Source organism: Coxiella endosymbiont of Amblyomma nuttalli (genome assembly GCF_018107685.1).
GTDB lineage: Bacteria > Pseudomonadota > Gammaproteobacteria > Coxiellales > Coxiellaceae > Coxiella.
This window is the reverse complement of record NZ_CP064834.1, coordinates 767615-788555: the sequence shown is the minus strand read 5'-3', so window position 1 is coordinate 788555 and position 20941 is coordinate 767615. Positions and strand designations below refer to the sequence as shown.

The window sequence follows — 20941 nt, the reverse complement described above, 5'->3', positions numbered from 1 at the left end:
TTGATAATATATTACCGGGAATGATACTACGCACATGTATTCGGGGCGTAGCGCAGTCTGGTAGCGCACTTGCATGGGGTGCAAGGAGTCGCAGGTTCAAATCCTGTCGTCCCGACCAATTGATCATAGGGCTTGTCTTGTAGTAGTTTTATGTACTATGATTGATTAATCTGTTAAAACTTATTCCAGTTCATCGTTTTTAACAATGATTCTGGTGGAACTTTACATGTCGGTTGGGACTTTACATGTCGGTTTGAATCGCAACCATTCGTTATCATTAGAGTTATTTAACCTTTCTTATTTGAAATTCAATTGTTTTTAAATCGGTTATGCCTTTGATAGAGATTGTCTTTTAAGACAATAAAAAAGTGTTTTCAATTGTCGTATTTGTAAGCATATTTAATTTATATCTTCATATAAGAAGCCTTATACTTTATATATGATATTTCATATATTTTATCATTTGCTTGCACGAAATGCTGTATTTAGTATTTCCATATTATATAAGATAAATCTTATTTTTAAAACTATCGAATATTTTAAAAGTAGAATAAGGATTAATTTTTTTCTTCGCTAAACATCATATGTACGGTACGGTGTATATGCATTAATTGTGATTAATAGTTTCAGATGCATTTAGTTTAATGTTTAATGGGATTTTTACAGGGATATTATTTCTCTCTTTAATTACAAATTACGATGAATGACGACGAATTATTTTGTGTGTTTATGTACAAATTTTTTTAATTTTATAGCAATTGAAGCAATTTTTGGTAAGGTAGTTTTCTAATACAGATTTATCACGAATTTCCCAATTTATGAGCAAAGGTCATGGTGAGTTACAATACATATTTTTTTAGCATCTAATCATCTCATTATCTTTAAATAAGTATTAAAAGCACCTGACACTGATCTGAAACCGAAGGTATCTTAAAAAGTAATTTGCTTAAACCTTTATATCTCGAAATGGTCATATTTTGTGCTAATGAGTAATTACTATAAAGACAAATTAAGAGAGAATATCTGTTTTCAACTAAAAATAGTCATTTTTTAGATCTAAAAGATACATGTAAATATTAATGATATTTCCAACACTATCAGCAATTTTCAATTTTTAAGTAATGCTTTCAATTAATATTTGACTTTTATCTATAAGTTTTACTGTAGTTTTAGGATTGAAGTTTTAGGATTGAAGGTAGGCATTAAATTTACTAATAGTTACAGATGTAAAATAAGTTTTCTTGCTTGAATAGCCTTGTCAAAGATTTTTGAATGTAAAATGAGTGCATTTGTATCATTATCAATTAGGTTAGTGGAAGATGATAAGCCAATATTCCAATGAAGAAAATAGTAATTTATTTATTGATGAGTAGTAAGACAGTGAAGAGTACTACTATATACTACATTGGCTACTATATACCACATTGGATAGTATCAGGTGGTTCATTAAAGGTGTGAGTATGATAAATTTTCTAAACCGTTATTAACAGAGCAACTATAATACTACATAATACTAGTTACTAGTCTTGCAATTCGAGAACTGTATTGTTTAAATTAATACATAGTTTCTTTAAAAAAGAAAAAAGTGGTAATAGTGGTGAATTGTAATCTGCTATTCTATAGATAGTATGGCCTGGAAGAACTATATCACTAAACAGTGATTCGATTAGGAGAAAGTTGTTGGTAGTTGGAAGAAAAATAGAAATAAAATGAAGTACCAGTATGATTAGCATTTTAATAGCTATGTTTATTTCCACTAGTACATTACTCTCAATGAAACAAAATAAATTTTTAAAAATAATTTAGTATTAAGACCTCTAATAAAATTATAATTATATTTCGTATTAAAATTAAGAGTTTTACTATAAATTTTAATCTAATAATAATTTAGAATATAAAGATTATTATATTATTAGGGAAATTATGTGGTTCACTTCTTATATTCTTTATCCTCATCCTCTACGTCTTAAATATCTTCTGCGCTATTCATATCTCTATTTCAGAATTCTCGCCGGCATCACTTTGACATTTTCTCTTAAGAAACTTTAAGTATCATTTCTTGCTATACCGGATTTATGGGACACAAATACTAAAGATAAGATTTTCATTGTAATCATTATAATAAAAAGTAAAAGCGTTTTAAAAGAGTCTTAACCATCAGAGATATTAGGTTATTTTTTTGTGAGTAGGTAATTTGCTTTAGACGTGATTAATTTAGAAATTGAATATTGACATAGCTGTAGATAATACGACCTCTTGTTTCTTCTTTTAAAGATGATAAATTATTTTCGTTAATATTTCCGTGAGGTAATATATGGATAAAAAGTTATTAAAAGTATTAGCTTGCCCAATTTGTAAAGGAAAGTTGATTTGTAGGCAAGAACAAGATGTAGAAGAGCTAATCTGTCATTTTCATAAACTAGCTTATCCTATCTGTAATGGTATTCCTGTTATGTTAGTTGACAGAGCTCGTCGATTAATTGAGGAAGTGTAAAATGGATTTTCGTGTCATCATACCTGTTCGTTATAACTCTTCTCGCTTACCCGGTAAAGCGCTTGCTGATATCGCTGGTAAATCTATGATGCAGCACGTCTATGAATCCGCTATGAAAAGCGGAGCTGAAGACGTTATGATTGCTACTGATGATCAACGGATTTGCAAAGTAGCAGAAAAATTTGGAGCTACCGTCTGTATGACTTCATCGGATCATCAATCTGGAACAGAACGCATCGCAGAAACGGTCGTTGCCTTAGGGCTGGAGGATAACGGAATCGTGGTATGTTTGCAAGTGGACGAACCACTCATTTCACCAGAAACTATTCGTAAGTTGGCTAAAGATTTAGATGAGCATGACAATGTAAAAGTCGCCTCACTTTGTACAGCTCTAACAAGTGTAGAGGAGTTATTCAATCCGAACACGACGAAAGTTATTTTGAACCGTCGAAATTATGCCCTTTATTTTAGTCATGCTCCTATTCCATGGGATCGCACTATGTTTGTTAATAAGAAAAATGTAAAATTGAATGGTGCTCACTATCGCCATATTGGCATCTATGCTTATCGTGTAGGCTTTCTAGCAGAATATCTTTCCTGGGATGCTTGTTTTGCAGAAAAGTTGGAATCTTTGGAACAATTACGTATTTTGTGGCATGGAGGACGTATTCATATGGTTGTTATTAAAGAAAAATATTTTTCTGGCGTTGATACGAAGGAGGACCTCGAGAAAGTCAGGGCATACCTAGACAAATAAATGAGTTGATTACCTTAAGTTTCTACATTCCCGAATAATGCTTATATTGCTGTAAGCGCTTTTCGAATCTGTTTAATAGATTTTAGTTCGATAAAATTGGTATCGTCACCAACAATGGTGGCGAGATATAGAAGAATCTTTTTAGTTACAATCAAGCAATATGACAGTCAACGAAGCTGAATTCAGAATTAGTTTTGATAAATATTAATGTTTCATTAATCATGATCTTAAGAATCAATTGAGTTAGAGAGTCTTTTGTAGAGGAAGGAACGGGTTCTTAAAGCAAACTATAAACGGTTTATCCAATTCCATTTTTGACCCCCATTGTTGTATGTTGATTAATGAGCTTGAATTTCGATTTTCATCTTCAACAAAAATCAAATCGACAAAGGCTCATCAATTTACGCAGTAAAGTGGGAATGATATTCCAACAATTTCATCTTTGGACTCATCAAAAGATTTTGCAGAATTTAATCGAAGCGCTATGTCAAGTGTTAAAAATGCCAAAATTACGGGCGATCACGAAAGCTAAGATATTGTTCAACAAGTAGGATTTTATCAACACAAAGTGAACATCCAGCACGATCAATCATGGGGCAGCAACGAAGAACTGATATTGCGTGTGCGGTTAATGATGGAACCTGATTATGACATAACAAAGGAAGATGCTATTTGCAGTTGATCGTAATATTTGTGTTTCATCAAAACGTGATAAAAATTTCTTTGTTAAATAAGGAGATTCTATCTTAAATAGCGCATGGTAGTTTATACAGGATCTTCCAAAGTAAGATTAAAAGATCTGATATGATATGTTGTCTAAATGTGCATCTTTTCTTCCTGAAAAGCAAGTTTATCGAATTTTGAATATAGGTAGTTGATGCAGATCTCTGCTCAAAGGACAACGAGCACACCATGATGCGATATGAAAATTTTTCAGCACAATTTGTTATCAGAGATAGCGATTAATGTTCATGTCAGTGTCGGCTCTGGTATTCCGATGTAATGTGTTACTTACTGATTTTCCAGATTAAATTATTGACATCATTGCCTTCATCAATATTTTTAGAATTACTGTCAGTACCCAAGTCATTGTGACGTAGGCAATTTTCGGCTTTGCTATAAAAGTCAACGGAAGAAGCAAGTGTCATTGGTACTGGCAATTTATTAATGTTAGCCATCTCTATCGACATTACTCTACAGAAGGTATGCGAAGATGGTACATAATAATCAAAACTAGCATCCCCTCCTCTTCCACAATCGCGTTGACCACCACGTGGTGCTCTACGTGAATGCCATCTCCTTCCCTCTCGCGAAGGGCGGCGTCGTGGACTTTGATGATTTCCAGTGCCAGTTGGTTGTCTCCGTTTATTGTCGCTACTACTTTGGTAGCTTTGCTGTTGAGGTATATGCTCTGTTGTTTTCGAAGCAGGTGGTTTTGGAGGTTCGTCACTACCAAACATCTTCGTCATCAATCGCTTAAATAAACCCGTACTTCCTGATTTGCGAGGAGGCGTTATTATTGATGTTGATGTAGTTCCTGTTGTCGTTAAAAATCGTTGAATGACTGGTTCAGTAAATGGTTTGATTTCCTGTCTTTGTGGGACTTCAGTTTTATATATTTTAGCGAGTTTATAACTGGGCATCCCTTTAGCGTGATTTAAATTGGATGGATCAATTTTAATCTGCTTCAGTTGATATGTCGGCGTTTCCATATATTGATTAGGAATGACCGTAATTTTCACTGGATAATGTTTTTCAATATTTCTCAAAACTTCGCGCTTTTCATTAATTAAATAAGTAGTAACATCCACAGGAGCTTGTAATTGGAAGTGAATATTTTTTGCTTTAGAAGCTTGTTCTTGAATTACATGAACGATTGATAAGCCTAATGATTCAATGCTTCGGATTGTGCCTTCACCATTGCATCGTGGACAGGGTACCTGAGTCGATCTTGTAAGAGAAGATCGTAAACGTTGACGTGACATTTCCAATAAACCAAAACGTGAAATCCGACCAATTTGAATTCGAGCGCGATCTTGTTTTAATGCTTCACGAAGACAACCCTCGACGTCACGCTGATTGCGTATAGGTGTCATGTCAATAAAATCAATAACGATTAAACCACCAATGTCACGAATACGCAATTGACGAGCAATCTCCTCAGCTGCTTCTAAATTAGTTGAAAATGCTGTCTCTTCAATGCTGGTTCCTCGTGTAGCACGGGCGGAGTTAATATCAATGGCTACTAGTGCTTCTGTTTGATCAATAATTAAAGATCCACCTGATGGAAGGTAAATTTCACGTTGGTGAGCGTTTTCAATTTGCTGCTCGATTTGAAACCGACTGAAAAGAGGCAAATAGTCACGATAAAATTTTAAACGTTCCACCAAATGAGGACGTACCTGACTAATATAATGTCGAGCATTGTTACATGCTTGTTCATCATCAATAAGAATTTCCTCGATATCTTGACGTAAGTAATCACGGATGGCACGAATGATTACATCGCTTTCTTGATGAATTAAATAGGGTCCTGATTTTGCCACAGCTGCTTGTTTTATCGCTTCCCAATAACGCAGCAAGATTTTCAAATCCCAATCTAATTCTTCTCTAGGACGACCCAAGCCTGCCGTTCGAACAATGAGACCCATGCCTTCCGGCAATTCCAGTTTACTGATTATTTCACGTAGTTGGTCTCGCTCTTCTCCTTCGATTTGCCGCGAAATCCCGCCTGCTCGTGGATTATTAGGCATCAGAACCAAAAAAGAACCAGCGAGACTGATAAAAGTCGTTAGGGCGGCTCCTTTTGTACCACGCTCTTCTTTATCTACCTGAACGACCAATTCCTGACCAACTTTAAGTACCTGGTTAATATTGGTGAAATTGAAATCCTGCTGGATTTCCTGAAGAAAGTATTCCCGTGAAATTTCTTTTAATGGCAAGAATCCGTGACGTTCACTTCCATAATCAATAAATACTGCTCCTAAGCTAGGTTCTATACTACTAATGACACCTTTGTAAATGTTCGATTTTTTTTGTTCTTGGCCGGAAATTTCGATATCAAGATTAATTAGCTTAGAATCATCCATAATAGCCACGCGCAACTCATCTGGCTGAGTAGCGTTAATCAGCACTCTTTTCATTATCAAAAACCTATCTCTTCATAAGGCGCTCAACCGCAAACTTAAAAAAGCTTATGGGAGTTCGCCAGAAATTGCTCTCGGGAGCGTGTATTAATCAAAATTGATTTAACCAGCACAAGGTGGTTATCGTTGTTTATAGTAATTTTCATTTTGAGTTTTTTGTTGTTATTTTGCTATTTGTTATTTTGTTATTTTGCTATTAAAGTAAAACCCAGAATGCGAATGCGTCATCCGCCTTCCTCACAACTCATTGGATCCTTATTTTACATAAGGAAGGTGAATCTCAAGAGTAAAATAAGTACTGTTATTTCATTCGCACCAATTTCTCATGTCTGTAAATCATGATATTATGATTTACAGGCGATAATTATAACAGGCTTTACTAAATAAATCCATACGCATTATCTCTATTACAGGATATAGTTTGAGTGTAACTCTTATTAAAATCAATAAAGCACATGCTTGGCAACGTTTAGATAACTTCCTTATTGGCCAGCTTAGAAGTGTTCCTAAAACTCGCATTTATCGAGCTATTCGCAATGGTGAAGTGCGTGTAAACAAAAGGCGGGTTCATGCAGATTATCGTTTACTTATAGGCGACATTGTTCGTATGCCACCAGTACAAAAAGTAGAAGGGAGAGTCTTGTCAATATTAGATCAAAGTTTATTGCTTACATTGGAGATGCGAATCCTTTGCGAAGATTCAGATCTTCTGGTTATTAATAAGCCTTCAGGATTGCCGGTACATGGAGGTAATAGAGTGGTTCAACCAGGTTTAATTGAAGCATTACGTGTCATGCGTCCCGGGGCGCGTATGGTAGAGCTTGTGCATCGATTAGATCAAGAAACATCAGGTTGTTTAGTAGTAGCTAAAAAACGTAGTACACTTATCGCGTTACACGCGCTTTTAATAAAACGGAAGATCAATAAGCAATATTTCTTGCTCGTCAAAGGTCATTGGCAAGGAGGTAAGCGGCGACTTGAGGTGCCGCTTCAAAAAAATATTTTACAAAGTGGAGAACGAATAGTGAAAGTAAGTCAGAATGGAAAATCTGCCATTACATTTTTTCGACCACTTAAATTTTTTTCCAACTCCACTTTGTTGGAAGCTAGACCACTCACAGGAAGAACACACCAAATTCGCGTTCACGCTGCTTATATGGGACATCCTATTGCGGGTGATGAAAAATATGGAGATAAATCATTTAATCGAGAAATGCGGAAGCTCGGTTTGTGTCGGTTATTTTTGCATTCTGCTGGGATTTATTGTAAGTGGGAAAATAAATCTTTAGGTGTGTGCGTTATTTTAGATATTGATCTAATTAATTTTCTGAAAATTTTTAACGCAACAGATTCGACAAGTATAGATTAAAACTGTTTTATCTTAAAGCATCAAGAAAGCAATCATGAAAGAAGCATTAAATTTTAAAAAAACCACAAAAAAGGCCCTAGTGATGAAGTATGCAGATATACAGCGTTAAACGAATTTGTTTTTAAAGTCTACTCAGTGTAGACCAATGATTGGTCTATGAACTTAGAATCTTACAATGTCTTCTAAAAGCTATCCTGAATTTCAATTCAATGTACATTGTCAACTGCAGACTATTTTTACTTACACTAGTTTTAGTTTACCCTAACAATCCTTTGAAAATAAAAGAAAGAATACTTATTGTAGATTTAGAGCGAATTTTTATATTCCATAACACTCCAAAGAAAGTTTTTAAAAACTGACCTTCTATGGTTATGAGATAAAAAACCTGACATTTACTCCTATTGTATCTTAACGAATAAAATACAACCATTTTCATACCAGAAAACTGGTTTACGTAGTATTAAAAGCAAAAGACTTTTTACAATCAAAAACTCTAAATAATTCTTAAGTTAAGAGAACAAAAATAATAAAATAGCGATATTAACACACTATTAAAGACTAAAAACATAGAGGGCACGTAGGTTGATAAAACAGTTACTATAACAACCTCATACTCCAATACTATAATATGTGTGGTGATGGTACTATCGCATTCTACTATTAAGTATGTATGGTTGTTAAGAAGCACTGTGATCTAATTTGAAACTAAAATTTATATCTTTAAATATCCAGCTTATAGCAAGCGAACATAAAATCAATAGCTGATTTAAATTCTCTTTATTTAGACTCTCTTTAAATTATCTTTCATGACTATTTAACCAATAAATAATATTAATTGTTTCTAATGTGTTGAGAAAAACTATCCATAAAAATAGTTAGGGTTCATAATTAGTTTCCAATGTAATGATAAAATTGTTAATTTATAGAGAATTAGTTGTGTTTTAGGATGCATTCAATGAAATTGCATTATTAAATCAAATTTGTGCATACTGTAAAGAAAAATTGAAAGCTCGTTTGATTTTGTAAGTTTGTGATATCGAATTGGTTGATTATTTAGATCATATCATCTTTATAGATTTGATAGTAGCACAAGTAGGCTCGCAAAAAAGATTGACTGCGCATGTTTCCATAATCTAGCGTTAGCGAGCCCGTCTGTCTTTCAATAAAGATTGTTAAACCCGCTTTCACGAATCTAGCATTGTGTTTACTTGAATTGTAGAAGATGAAATTACATTTTACGAACGGTTATATAACGAAATATCTAGCTTTTTGAGCGTATCATTTAGTGAACTCTAAATGGTTGATGCAAGCAACATGTTGAAGATTAGTGATTTTTTTCCATTATTCCCACCCATTTCCTTGCATGAGTGTCATAACAAAATCTTTCAAAGACTTAAGTGGAAATATAACTACTATAAATCTAACTACTATTATTGAATATTTGGACCTTATGAATTAGGTGAGAGGGATGACGGTAACACTCGATCCTACCCCAATTAATATACTTTATTCTCAATATGCCATTTGTTATCAATCCATTTTTCTATTTTTCGTTATAAGTGATTGTCCTTAAAAATAAATCTTTTTAAATTCTGTAGTAGATAGGTCATGCTAGAAGGTTAGTTGCCTTTGAAAGCACTTCCTCGTATAGTACTTCATCATTGAAAATTTGATGACTATGATGGAGGTTCATTCAATATGTTCTTACAAGACATGAGTTTAAAAAATGAATGTATAAAAAACTATTTAGTGCTGATATGTTAGTGTATGATCGCCTCACAAATTGTTATTGTGATATAAACGTAAGCCTTTAGCTAACATAATAGTACTAGTGAACGATGCTATGACAAGGCGATTATCGAAGGTTTGTCAACTGTTTCATGACTGATGAAAGGATAGTCATTGCATACTTTGTAGGAGAAAAATTATTGTCTAGTTACTAATGGCTTTCGACAGTATGAACAAGAAGGATATGTCCCTTAAGTATTGGAGTAGAGAAGATGGCAGTACAAAAAAGTCGTAAAACACGTTCGAGACGTGACATGCGTCGCTCGCATGATGCACTGCGCCCTAAAACTTTATCAAAAGATCCAGTAACTGGTGAAACGCATTTGCGCCATCATGTTAGTCCAGAAGGTTATTACAAAGGCCATCAGGTTATAATACCAAAAGAGTCTTACAAAGACGAAGAGTAGTGCAATGATAAAGACAATTGCGCTCGATGCCATGGGAGGAGACCACGGTCCAAAAGTTATTGTACCTGCTGCCTTACATACTTTAAAAAAGCATCCTAATGTCAATCTCATCTTAGTCGGAAAAGAGGCTCAATTGGTGCCGCTTTTTCAAGAAACAGGAAAGTCTTTTGAAAATCGTTTGGAAATTGTTCATGCCAGTGAAGAAGTAGCCATGAATGAATCACCTTCTCAAGCATTGCGTAGTAAAAGAGATTCTTCTATGCGTGTTGCAGTCAATTTAGTCAAGGAAGGAAGAGCGGAAGCTTGTGTAAGTGCAGGAAATACTGGTGCTTTAATGGCAACTGCGCGTTATGTACTAAAAACTCTCCCAGGAATTGATCGGCCTGCGATTATTGCTTCTTTTCCTACGAAGAATGAACACGAGGTGCGTGTGTTAGATTTAGGAGCGAACGTTGACTCAAGCCCTAAGAATTTATATCAATTTGGCGTCATGGGTTCTATTTTAGCTTCTGCAGCAGATAACATTCCGAATCCGAAAGTAGGTTTATTAAATGTCGGTGAAGAAGCAATCAAAGGTAATGAACTAGTAAAAAAAGCGCATGAGCTTTTGGGGAAAAGTAAGGCTATTAATAATTATATTGGTTATGTAGAAGGAGATACAATTTTTGATAATGTCGCTGATGTTGTTGTTTGCGACGGATTTGTAGGTAATGCAGTCTTAAAAGCCACTGAAGGTGTAGTGAAAATGATCGCACAATACGTAAAAACGGCTTTTAAAGAAACCTGGTGGATAAAATTAGCCTTGATGCCCGCTTTTCCTATTTTTAGACGCTTAATTAAACAACTCGATCCTGAACGCTATAATGGGGCAACATTGCTAGGACTAAATGCAATTGTGATTAAAAGTCATGGTAGCGCTAATATCAATGCGTTTACTTTTGCTGTGGAAGAGGCGATTTTTGAGATTGATAAAAATATTCCGCAATTAATTAAGGATAAAGTTAGTAATCTTTTAAAGGAAGATCAATGAATTATTCGCGCATTCAAGGTATCGGTAGTTATATACCAAACCAGATATTAAGCAATGCCGATTTGGAAAAATTAGTGGATACATCACATGCATGGATCATGCAGCGAGTTGGTGTGTGCGAGCGTCATATTGTGGCTAACAGCACTGATAATACAACTACAATGGCGGTTGCTGCATCTCAAAGAGCTATTGAGATGGCAGGCATTAGCTCAAAAACTATTGATAAGGTGATTGTTGGTACAGCGACCGCAGAATATTTTTTTCCGAGCACTGCTTGTTTAGTTCAGCGACATTTAAATTTAAGAAATGATATCCCTGCATTCGATTTAAATGCGGCTTGCGCAGGCTTTATATATGGTTTAAGCGTTGCTGACCAGTATATTCGCACAGGTGAAGCTAGAACGGTTCTTGTTATCGGAGTTGATACGTTATCTAAGGTAGTGGATTGGAAAGATCGTAGTACATGTGTTTTATTCGGTGACGGTGCAGGAGCTGTTATCTTACAGGCAGACAAAAAACCTGGTATTTTAAAAACTGTTTTGCATGCTAATGGTAATTATGCTGATTTAATTACTTCAAAAAGTACTATCTGGAATTCGGAATTTTCATCCTTCCATCTCAAAATGCAAGGTAGTGAAGTATTCAAAACGGCCGTTACTAAATTAGGTGAAATTGTGGATGAAATCATCGAAAAAAGCGGCATTAAAAAGTCTGATATAGATTGGTTGATTCCACATCAAGCCAATATGCGTATCATTAAAGCGACAGCTAAACGGCTAGATTTACCACTAGAACGCGTCATCTTAACCATCGAAGAACACGGCAACACCTCTGCAGCTTCGATTCCTCTGGCCTTAGATGCTGGAGTTCGAGCAGGCAAAGTAAAACGCGGTGAAATGCTATTGCTTGAAGCATTTGGAGCAGGCCTCGCATGGGGAGCAGTGTTGTTAACTTTTTGATATACAGGATTAATAATGTTGGAGTCATTTGCTTTTGTATTTCCTGGTCAGGGATCTCAGCAGGTGGGTATGCTGGCCGAATTGGCAATGGAACACCCTATAGTTAAAGAGACCTTCCAAGAAGCATCTGTTTTACTAGGTTATGATCTTTGGGAATTATCTCAAAAAGGACCAAAGGAAAGACTCGATCAGACTGAATTTACTCAACCGGCTTTGTTAGTGGCGGGTGTTGCTATTTTCCGTTTTTGGGAAAGTTTGGGTGGTGAAAAACCAAAAATGATGGCAGGACATAGTTTGGGTGAGTATATTGCTTTAGTATGTGCTGAAGCCTTAACGTTTAAAGATGCAGTCCTATTAGTGGAAAATCGGGGACGTTATATGCAAGAAGCGGTCCATCCAGATGAAGGCGCGATGGGCGCTATTATTGGGATGGATGAAGCACAAGTGCAAACCGTATGTAAGCGATCAGAGAAAGGAAAAATCGTGAAGCCAGCAAATTTAAATTGTCCAGATCAAGTCGTAATATCTGGTCACACTGATGCAGTCGATCGTGCTCTTGCATTAGCTAAAGCAGAAGGGGCAAAAATAGTGATCAGGATTTCAGTTAGTGTACCTTCCCACTGCCCATTAATGCAGCCTGCGGCCGATCGTTTAGCTCAAGATCTCAAAAAAATCACGATTTCTTCACCTGTAGTACCGATTATTCATAATATGGATGTAACTTTCCATGTAGAACCTGAAGCGATTCGTGAGGCTTTAGTCCAGCAATTAGTGAATCCCGTACGCTGGATAGAGACCATACAGATGATGGTGAAGCGAGGTATTAAGCTCTTTATAGAATGCGGGCCAAACAACAAATTAGCGGGATTAAACAAACGAATCGATCCACATACTGAGACTCTGTCGTTAAAAACAATGAATATGATTTCAGGAATCATTCGGCGTTTAAGCTAATCATGATAAGTGGGGTATATAAATGTCTGTTCAAGGAAAAATTGCTTTTGTGAGTGGAGCATCGCGAGGTATCGGAGCTTCTATCGCAGCAGAATTAGGTCGACAGGGAGCAGTAGTTTTGGGTACTGCAACGACAAAATCAGGAGTAGAAAAGGTGATGCAAATATTGCTTAAGGAGGGTGCCAAAGGTAAAGGCTATCTATTGGATGTTTGTGATAAAGAAGCAATAAAAGTTACTTTAGCGACAGTACAAGCAGATTTTGGATCACCAGAAATTTTAGTAAATAATGCTGGTATAACCCGAGATAACATCATGCTGCGCATGAAATCGGACCAATGGAATGCGGTCATTGAGACAAACCTAAATGCTATTTTTCATCTGACCAAAGCTTGCTTAAAATCAATGATCAAAGCTCGTTTTGGACGGATTATTAACATTAGCTCTGTGGTTGCCGTTACAGGCAATATGGGGCAAGCAAATTATGTTGCAGCAAAAGCAGGGGTAATCGGTCTCACTAAAGTTATCGCTATAGAGTATGCTGCCTATGGCATCACCGCTAATTGCATAGCCCCTGGGTTTATTGAAACTGAAATGACAAGGGCATTCTCACGGAAACAGCAAGAAGTTATTCTTGCCAAAGTACCTATGCAACGAATGGGGAATTCACGAGAAATCGCTCAAGCAGTGGCTTTTTTGGCTTCTGGAAATGCAGGTTATATCACTGGGGAAACATTGCATGTTAATGGTGGAATGTGTATGTTATAACATGTGGATTAGAGGCTTATGGATAAAAAGGACCAATCTCTATGTCTGCTAATTGATTGAATACCAGTGCCAAAATGTTATCATTCATCGAGTCAATTTTAAGTTAAAAAGGGGAGCCCAAACATGGCAACAATTGAAGAGCGAGTCAAGAAGATCGTCATTGACCAATTAGGTCTAAGCGTTACTAAGGAGCATGAGGTATCTAACGATGCTTCTTTTGTTGATGATTTAGGGGCAGATTCTCTAGATACCGTAGAGTTAGTAATGGCACTGGAAGAAGAGTTTGAAACCGAGATCTCTGATGAAGCAGCAGAAAAGATAACAACAATCCAGCAAGCGATCGATTATATAAAAACGCATTCGGCGAATGTATCAACTACTGATTGATGAATTACCGATTTGGTAAAGAACACACAAAAATTTGCTCATGAAATCGTCTTCTCTTAGTCTATCACCGCGAGAAGGGATAGGAATTTTGAGACGGTGGTATATTGTCAAACAGTTCTTGATATAAAACTGAAGAATACGTTTCTCTAGAAACTACTTTGAGGAGTACGGTATTGGAGGGCCGACGGGTTGTTATCACCGGCTTGGGAGCAGTCACCCCTCTAGGGAACACCGTTGCCGATACATGGTGTTCGCTTTTGGAGGGAAAAAGTGGTGTGGGACTCATCACTCGTTTTAACGCTTCTGCTTTTTCTACGAAAATAGCAGCTGAAGTGAAGAATTTTGATCCCACTTTAGCGCTGACACCGAAAGAGGCTCATAAAAATGATGTCTTTGTGCAATTTGCAGCAGAAGCTTCTCGACAAGCATTTGAAAGTTCAGGATTAGTGATTGATGATAAGAATGCACATCGTATTGGTGTTGCCATTGGTTCAGGGATTGGTGGTATGCCGTGGATTGAAGAAAGTCACAAGAGACTGCTGGAATTAGGTTCTCGAAAGATTTCTCCATTTTTTATTCCTGGAGCTATTATTAATATGGCTTCCGGCATAGTTTCGATGAAATTTAACCTTAAAGGACCGAATATTTCGATCGTTACTGCTTGTGCTACTGGTCTTCATAACATCGGGCACGCGTTTCGAATTATTGCCCATAATGATGCAGATGCAATGATTGCTGGTGGCACTGAAATGGCAACTACACCTTTGGGTATTGGTGGATTTGCGGCAGTACGTGCTTTATCTTGCCGGAATGATGAGCCAGAAAAAGCGAGTCGACCGTGGGATAAAAACCGTGATGGATTTGTGTTAGGAGAAGGGGCAGCTTGCGTAGTGCTTGAGGAATTAGAATATGCAAGGAAACGTAATGCGACAATTTATGCTGAAGTGATTGGCTTTGGAATGAGTGGAGATGCTTATCATGTGACAGCACCCAATCCGAACGGCGAAGGTTTTCAGGCTTGTATGAAAAATTCTCTCATAGATGCCGGTATTTCTTTAGAAGGTGTTGATTATATCAATGCGCATGGCACTTCAACTTCAGCTGCAGACCCTCTTGAAGCATTAGCTATCAAAAAAACCTTTGGAGATTATGCCTATAAGTTAGCTATCAGTTCTACAAAATCGATGACAGGACATATGCTTGGGGCAGCAGGGGCTGTTGAAACGGTCATTTCTATTTTAGCCATTCAAAACAACGTTGCTCCCCCAACCATCAACCTTGAAGATCCAGCTGACGATTGCGATTTGGATTTTGTGCCTAAAGAAGCACGTCAAATGAGAATTGATACAGTGATGTCTAATTCATTTGGATTTGGTGGAACTAATGGAACAATCATACTAAAAAGGACGTGATATTTGTAGGTATTTGTATTGGTAGGAAAATTGTTCTAATCATTCCTACTATCATAAATAGTGATCCTACTTGGAAATGTGGTTTACTATACGTATGTTTACTATACGTATATATTTAATCAGAAAAAGAAGTCAAATAGACAATAAATAACTATCTAAATATCATCTAGAATAGGATTGTGCTACTTCACTACTCCTAACAAATCATTTATTCCTAACAAATCATTTATATTAACTCGTATCACTTCAATACCCCCAATTCCATCTATAAATTAGCCAGGATTAGCCAGAATCGATAAAAGACCCGCTTTAAAACGAGGCACATCAAATAACACGAGCGTGACACCATGAAATTTATCCGGACAACACTGTGCTGTAAAATCAAAATAGCACAGTTCTGCTTGTATTGAAAGAGGTAGACATTGAAGATTGTAGATATTCCATTAGGAAAAAGCAACACTTAATGAAAATTCACATCTTTTTAAACACATAATCACTATCCTAACAAATTAATAATGACCAAATTAGGTCATTTCAATTAGCTAGTATCCGAAAAATTATTTCTCCTGACTCGTGCTTGTTTGCTCGAGATTATGCTCTAGATTATGCTCTGTAAAGTTTGTTAATATACGCAGCAATCTTAATATCACAAGGCAGAACACAAAAAAGTATTGTGCTAAATTAGCTCGTATCATAACCTACACATCATGCAAATTCCTATCAAGTTTCGATTGTGGTTTTATTAATGAAAAAATTGCATTACCAACTATAAGTTAGAAGATCACCCAAAATTTCCCTGGAATTTTTGCGTTTCTTAAGAAAGAAAAATACCGTCATACAAGCAGATCTGGTGATTTTATATGGTTTAGGTCACCTTACCGATAGCCTTTTGCGCAAGATTATATATTTTAAAGAAGATTTAATAACAAATACGGCTTATAATGTCTACTGGCATTATAGCTTAAGTACCTACGCTGACGCTTATTGATATGTCGTCGTGTGTATCCGCACTCCGGCTGCGCTCAAGTAGCAAGAGGTGATGAAAGTCATATCTTTTAGTAAGATATAGAAATCACTAGGTAGTAAATAATGTAGATAAGGAGAAGTACGTATGGCACTATCACCTTTTTTAGGGGCAATTTTTAGGGGCAATGCTATTTTGAATTGATTGGGGAGAAGGATGGAAAGAACTGAAGGAGGTCGTTTTATTTCATTTGAGGGAATTGAAGGGGTTGGAAAAACAACAGCACTTAATTATGTGCGTGAGCAACTGGATTTAATGAATATTCCTTATATCATTACGCGAGAGCCGGGAGGAACGCTGATTGCGGAAGCAATTCGTCGTATTTTATTGGATCATTACACAGAAATGATGTGTCCTGACACCGAATTATTACTCATATTCGCGGGACGTGCACAGAATATTGCGCAAGTGGTTTTGCCTGCTTTGCGGAGAGGGAAGTGGGTATTATCAGATCGTTTTACTGACGCCAGTTTTGCGTATCAAGGTGGTGGACGTGGAATTCCTGTTAACCATATTAAAAAATTAGCTAAATGGGTGCATGGAGACCTAAAACCAGATATAACACTATTATTAGATGCGCCAGTTTCAGTAGGGTTAAATCGAGTTAACAATCGAGGAGCTAAAGATCGTATTGAAACTGAAGGTTTGGAATTTTTCAAACGTGTACGAAAAAGCTATTTAAAAATGGCCAGACAGGAGCCTCAGTGGTTTCGAGTAATTCATGCCGATCAAAAAATATCTTTAGTTAAAGAACAAATACTAAAAGCGATTAAACCATTACTAACATTATGAAATAATCTGAGAGAAACATGATTTATCCCTGGCAACAAAAACAATGGCAAGAAATAAAGTCGTCTTATCTACAAGGACGGCTGCCACATGCGCTACTTTTAGTAGGTAGTCGTGGTTTAGGTAAAGTTGGATTTGCGAAAAAAGTAGCAAAATTTATACTCTGTGAAAACAAAAAGGAAGTGGCTTGTGGTACTTGTCACAGTTGTCGACTATTTTGCGTTGGTAATCATCCTGATTTTTTCATTGTGACACCGGAAGAGAAGAGCAAAATGATTAAGATCGATCAAGTGCGGGCTCTTATAAGCGATCTTAATCAAACATCTCATTGTAATCATCATCAAGTAGTCATTATTCATCCTGCCGAAGTAATGCACCACGCCTCTGCCAACGCTTTTTTAAAAACATTAGAAGAACCCACTGGACAGATACTATTACTTTTAGTTAGCCATCGGCCAGATACATTGTTACCAACTATCACTAGTCGTTGTCAACGATTGACATTTAACCCATGTGTAAGTGCTGTTACTACTCAATGGCTGCAAAAAAAGATAAATATCGATCTTTCTCAAGCTGTCCAATTACTAAAAATTGCTAATCAGGCTCCCTTATATGCACTTGAATTAGGGGTAACAAACTTTTTATCATTACGCGACCAATTGTTCAACTTAGTATTAAATAGTGTTGAACAACGCGAAAATGCCATTGATATAGTGGATACTATATTAAAAGAAAATCTCCAGCTAATTTTACAAATATTAATAATTATTTTCATGGATATTTTACGGCTTCAACTAAACGCTGATGATTTTGTTGTAAACAAGGATCGTTTAGCGCTATTAAAAAAACTAAAGATGGTATTTCCTCGAAGAAAAACGCTTTTGCTACTCCAACAGTTGCAAAAAGCATGGCAGCTAGTGGAAAGTGTGGTTGCAGTCAATCTACGGTTATTATTAGAAGAAATATTTTTAACTATAGAAATAGATTATGTTTGTTGATTCTCATTGTCATTTAAATATGCTTGATTTGAGGCCTTATGAGGGAGATCTAGGCGCGTTAATTGAAAAAGCAAAAATTGAAGGTGTAGAACATATTCTCTGTGTGAGTGTTGATTTAGTGGATGCGCACACCATCATTGGAATTGCAGAACGTTTTAAGAATGTATCTGCAAGTGTTGGATTACATCCCAGCAAAAAAGTGAATTATGAACCTAAGGTGCAGGAAATAATAGAACTAGCAGATCATCCTAAGGTTGTTGCGGTTGGAGAAACAGGCTTAGATTATTATTATCATACCAGTAGACTAGAAATAATGCGTGATCGTTTCCGATCTCATATTCAAGCAGCACTGCAATTGAGAAAACCCTTGATTATTCATTCGCGCGGTGCACCTGTTGATACAATGCAAATCATGCAGGAAGAAAATGCTAAGGTGGTGGGTGGAGTGATACACTGTTTTACAGAAAGTTGGGATATGAGTAAGCAAGCACTGAAATTGGGTTTTTATATTTCTTTTTCGGGTATTGTCACTTTTAAAAACGCAACCAATGTTGCTGAAATTGCCGCAAGAACACCGCTTGAGAAGATGCTTATTGAAACGGATGCGCCTTATATAGCACCAGTCCCTCATCGAGGTAAAAAAAATGAGCCACGATATGTACGTTATATAGCAGAGCATATTGCTAAATTGAAAAATATTACGGTTGAAGAGATCGCGCGAAAAACGACGGAAAATTATTTTAATCTCTTTAAATCCTATTATCCTAGCGCTTTTTGATGTAAGTATAGCGGAACAGACATAATTTTTTTATCAAGTATTATATGTTTTCGAGATTTATTGCTGATAATCCGATTTTATAAATTATCTTCAACAAAATAGTGACAATTTGATAAGAATCCGTATTGGCACTAAGTCATTGATCTTCTGAATAGCCGTATCCGAAAGTTGCTATCGAGCAGAGAATTCAAATCTAGGAAATGTGAATGAGATTTTCATCGAACCAGCCGCTAACAAGCGTTGCTTTTTCCAAAAGGGAGCCGTGTTCATAGATAGCAATATGGGTTCTCATGGCACTTCGATAATCATTCAATAGCCTTCTCTCTCAATGTACCTTTCACTGTACCTTTCACCAATTTTTAATGTAGAATAGTGATGATGTTACAGTCTTCGCTGATTCGATACAATACGCTAAACGTGCTAAAATGTTGCACGGGTGATTTGATTTTGGAATAGATAACACCCGACTTTCGAATGTATGGCAGCTAAAAAAAGTGAATACAGCAGTAATTATCTTAGTTCCAACAGTGATAAAAGTAAGGACCTAACTGCATACCTATTGAATGAAGCTTGTACACTACCTGGAGTAAGGAGACCATCTAAATTGACGCCGATATAAAGCAAGGTGAATCCTGCATTCCGGAGAGGATCGTCTTCGCAATAAAATTCCCATAAAAAATGGAACTACTTGGTTTTAAAAGTTTATTACTGATGACTAGAACGGAAATGATGCCCAAATAAACCAAGTAAAAAATAATCGATTCCTAAAAGATAGTACCAACCAGGATGGAATAATGAAGACCTAGAATTCGGTCTGAAAAGTCTTCAGCAAAAGGTGCAATATAAAAAATAATAAACTTAAGGTGATAAGCTCACTGAGCATCGTAAGCACGTGAGTTGAAAAAATTAAGCGTACTGGTGAGATATAGAATTAATAGGCCTTGAATAAATAAAACGTTTTCATATCTCAGTGAGATACAAGGAAATAAGTACGTGTGGTTGTCTCATCAGCGGCCCTTGCTATTTATTGCCAATGTGAGGGAAGAATTTTGTTGGATTTTTTATCCGAGATTCAATGGTGAACATCTCAATATCATAGGAACGGCCGTTGAAGTAACGATAATTTTTCATTGAACCTTCATATACAAATCCCACTTTTCTAAGTGTCGTAACAGATGCGCTATTTTCTTTTAATGTAACGGCTTCGATTTGCTTAATAGGAATGTGATGGAAAGAAAAATCAAGAACTATTTTAATGACTTTTGTCATAATGCCTTGATTCCAGTATTGATGGGAAAGATCGTAACAAATTTCAGCCCGATCATGCTGATTATTGATGTAAAGACCGATAGCACCAATCATATAATCATCTTCTTTTCGGGCTAATGCCCAATAAATTCCACATTCATTCTTGAATAAATTTCGACAGTAATGAATTTCAGCGATAGCTTCAGTTAAGTTTCGAGGATTAAAGGCAAGAATATAACGAGTTACTTCAGGATGTGTATAGTACTCGAAAAAAGCTTCTGCGTCTTTAATAAATTGTTCGCGCAAGAAAAAATTCTCATCAACATCTAAGATGGGGAATTTTTTATTATAGAAAGTACTAATCATGACGAATCAAACTCACTTCATTTTTTAAGCTGTGCGTCACAACTCTTATAGCGTAAGAGCATAATCTAAAAACTTAAAGAAATACTTCAATTGGAGGGGTCTCAATTGACATTTCCCACACGACAAAACACAAGTATGTCATATTTACTTATACAATAATATTATTTACTCACACAATAATAATATTGATCAAAACTACGACATACCTGTTAATGCTAAATATTGCACTGAAATTTATTTCAAGAGGTTTACCTTTAATAAAAATAAAG

15 protein-coding genes and 1 tRNA gene are annotated in these 20941 nt (G+C 36.1%); 14 read left to right on the top strand and 2 right to left on the bottom strand.

The genetic code is table 11. The annotated features are described in order from the left end of the window. The first annotated feature begins 41 nt into the window (after window positions 1-41). From CEAn_RS02875 to kdsB, 3 genes are all read left to right on the top strand, one after another. Window positions 42-118 (top strand) — tRNA-Pro (locus CEAn_RS02875). A 2196-nt stretch (window positions 119-2314) separates the two neighbouring features. Further along, window positions 2315-2494 (top strand): Trm112 family protein, encoded by a 180-nt coding sequence (locus CEAn_RS02870; RefSeq protein WP_211923708.1) that lies wholly within the window; start codon window positions 2315-2317, stop codon window positions 2492-2494. A 1-nt stretch (window position 2495) separates the two neighbouring features. Further along, on the top strand, window positions 2496-3251 hold the full coding sequence (gene kdsB, locus CEAn_RS02865) for a 3-deoxy-manno-octulosonate cytidylyltransferase (protein WP_211923707.1): 756 nt from the start codon (window positions 2496-2498) through the stop codon (window positions 3249-3251). A gap of 1007 nt (window positions 3252-4258) precedes the next feature. Here the strand turns inward: kdsB and CEAn_RS02860 are convergent. Further along, the gene (locus tag CEAn_RS02860) at window positions 4259-6394 is read right to left on the bottom strand and encodes an Rne/Rng family ribonuclease (protein ID WP_211923706.1); all 2136 of its coding nucleotides are present in this window, start codon (window positions 6392-6394) and stop codon (window positions 4259-4261) included. 424 nt (window positions 6395-6818) lie between these two features. On the opposite strand from CEAn_RS02860, the gene CEAn_RS02855 reads away from it, so the two are divergent. From CEAn_RS02855 to CEAn_RS02805, 11 genes are all read left to right on the top strand, one after another. Next, window positions 6819-7766, top strand: coding sequence for an RluA family pseudouridine synthase (locus CEAn_RS02855; protein ID WP_211923705.1), 948 nt, complete (start codon window positions 6819-6821; stop codon window positions 7764-7766). Between the two features lie 2000 nt (window positions 7767-9766). Then, window positions 9767-9961 carry a 50S ribosomal protein L32 gene (rpmF, locus tag CEAn_RS02850; protein WP_211923704.1) on the top strand — a complete coding sequence of 65 codons (195 nt, stop codon included), beginning with the start codon at window positions 9767-9769 and terminating at the stop codon, window positions 9959-9961. A gap of 4 nt (window positions 9962-9965) precedes the next feature. Continuing rightward, on the top strand, window positions 9966-10991 hold the full coding sequence (plsX, locus tag CEAn_RS02845; RefSeq protein WP_211923703.1) for a phosphate acyltransferase PlsX: 1026 nt from the start codon (window positions 9966-9968) through the stop codon (window positions 10989-10991). Then, a complete protein-coding gene (locus CEAn_RS02840; protein ID WP_211923702.1) occupies window positions 10988-11950 on the top strand; it encodes a beta-ketoacyl-ACP synthase III in 963 nt (320 codons plus the stop codon). Before plsX ends, CEAn_RS02840 begins: the two co-directional genes overlap by 4 nt. A gap of 15 nt (window positions 11951-11965) precedes the next feature. Continuing rightward, window positions 11966-12904: an ACP S-malonyltransferase gene (fabD, locus tag CEAn_RS02835; RefSeq protein WP_211923701.1), complete on the top strand. Its 939-nt coding sequence runs from the start codon at window positions 11966-11968 to the stop codon at window positions 12902-12904. A 22-nt stretch (window positions 12905-12926) separates the two neighbouring features. After that, window positions 12927-13670, top strand: a complete 744-nt coding sequence (gene fabG / locus CEAn_RS02830) for a 3-oxoacyl-ACP reductase FabG (protein ID WP_211923700.1) — start codon at window positions 12927-12929, stop codon at window positions 13668-13670. A gap of 123 nt (window positions 13671-13793) precedes the next feature. Beyond that, window positions 13794-14057, top strand: coding sequence for an acyl carrier protein (gene acpP / locus CEAn_RS02825; RefSeq protein WP_211923699.1), 264 nt, complete (start codon window positions 13794-13796; stop codon window positions 14055-14057). Window positions 14058-14230: 173 nt separating this feature from the next. Beyond that, the gene (gene fabF, locus CEAn_RS02820; RefSeq protein ID WP_211923698.1) at window positions 14231-15469 is read left to right on the top strand and encodes a beta-ketoacyl-ACP synthase II; all 1239 of its coding nucleotides are present in this window, start codon (window positions 14231-14233) and stop codon (window positions 15467-15469) included. A 1180-nt stretch (window positions 15470-16649) separates the two neighbouring features. Then, window positions 16650-17285, top strand: coding sequence for a dTMP kinase (gene tmk / locus CEAn_RS02815; RefSeq protein ID WP_211923697.1), 636 nt, complete (start codon window positions 16650-16652; stop codon window positions 17283-17285). Between the two features lie 17 nt (window positions 17286-17302). After that, window positions 17303-18280 (top strand): DNA polymerase III subunit delta', encoded by a 978-nt coding sequence (locus CEAn_RS02810; protein ID WP_211923696.1) that lies wholly within the window; start codon window positions 17303-17305, stop codon window positions 18278-18280. Beyond that, window positions 18270-19058, top strand: a complete 789-nt coding sequence (locus tag CEAn_RS02805) for a TatD family hydrolase (RefSeq protein ID WP_211923695.1) — start codon at window positions 18270-18272, stop codon at window positions 19056-19058. Before CEAn_RS02810 ends, CEAn_RS02805 begins: the two co-directional genes overlap by 11 nt. Window positions 19059-20078: 1020 nt before the next feature. On the opposite strand, the gene CEAn_RS02800 is transcribed toward CEAn_RS02805, so the two are convergent. Then, window positions 20079-20672, bottom strand: coding sequence for a GNAT family N-acetyltransferase (locus CEAn_RS02800; protein ID WP_211923694.1), 594 nt, complete (start codon window positions 20670-20672; stop codon window positions 20079-20081). Window positions 20673-20941 lie beyond the last annotated feature (269 nt).

Excerpts from the sequence above, each read along its gene's own strand:
- CEAn_RS02810 (WP_211923696.1), top strand. The coding sequence starts at position 17,303 with ATGATTTATCCCTGGCAACAAAAACAATGGCAAGAAATAAAGTCGTCT.
- plsX (WP_211923703.1), top strand. The coding sequence starts at position 9,966 with ATGATAAAGACAATTGCGCTCGATGCCATGGGAGGAGACCACGGTCCA.
- acpP (WP_211923699.1), top strand. The coding sequence starts at position 13,794 with ATGGCAACAATTGAAGAGCGAGTCAAGAAGATCGTCATTGACCAATTA.
- CEAn_RS02800 (WP_211923694.1), bottom strand. The coding sequence starts at position 20,672 with ATGATTAGTACTTTCTATAATAAAAAATTCCCCATCTTAGATGTTGAT.
- CEAn_RS02860 (WP_211923706.1), bottom strand. The coding sequence starts at position 6,394 with ATGAAAAGAGTGCTGATTAACGCTACTCAGCCAGATGAGTTGCGCGTG.
- fabD (WP_211923701.1), top strand. The coding sequence starts at position 11,966 with ATGTTGGAGTCATTTGCTTTTGTATTTCCTGGTCAGGGATCTCAGCAG.
- CEAn_RS02840 (WP_211923702.1), top strand. The coding sequence starts at position 10,988 with ATGAATTATTCGCGCATTCAAGGTATCGGTAGTTATATACCAAACCAG.
- CEAn_RS02805 (WP_211923695.1), top strand. The coding sequence starts at position 18,270 with ATGTTTGTTGATTCTCATTGTCATTTAAATATGCTTGATTTGAGGCCT.
- rpmF (WP_211923704.1), top strand. The coding sequence starts at position 9,767 with ATGGCAGTACAAAAAAGTCGTAAAACACGTTCGAGACGTGACATGCGT.
- tmk (WP_211923697.1), top strand. The coding sequence starts at position 16,650 with ATGGAAAGAACTGAAGGAGGTCGTTTTATTTCATTTGAGGGAATTGAA.
- kdsB (WP_211923707.1), top strand. The coding sequence starts at position 2,496 with ATGGATTTTCGTGTCATCATACCTGTTCGTTATAACTCTTCTCGCTTA.
- fabG (WP_211923700.1), top strand. The coding sequence starts at position 12,927 with ATGTCTGTTCAAGGAAAAATTGCTTTTGTGAGTGGAGCATCGCGAGGT.
- CEAn_RS02870 (WP_211923708.1), top strand. The coding sequence starts at position 2,315 with ATGGATAAAAAGTTATTAAAAGTATTAGCTTGCCCAATTTGTAAAGGA.